Raw genomic sequence first — 256 nt, forward strand, 5'->3', positions numbered from 1 at the left:
GGCAAGCTGCCTTCTGTACCCCCCATTGTAACACGTGTGTAGCCCCGGACGTAAGGGCCGTGCTGATTTGACGTCATCCCCACCTTCCTCACATCTTACGATGGCAGTACCGCCAGAGTCCTCAGCTTTAACTGTTAGTAACTGGCAGAAAGGGTTGCGCTCGTTATGGCACTTAAGCCGACACCTCACGGCACGAGCTGACGACAACCATGCAGCACCTTCATACATGCCTTGCGGCTCATCTGTCTCCAAATGA

At 54.3% G+C, this 256-nt stretch carries 1 rRNA gene; it reads right to left on the reverse strand.

The window, feature by feature from the left end:
• Positions 1-256, reverse strand: a 16S ribosomal RNA gene (locus I6E24_RS17665); the annotation flags it as partial.

This window comes from Bacteroides caecigallinarum (assembly GCF_021530995.1).
Classification (GTDB): Bacteria; Bacteroidota; Bacteroidia; order Bacteroidales; family Bacteroidaceae; genus Phocaeicola; species Phocaeicola faecigallinarum.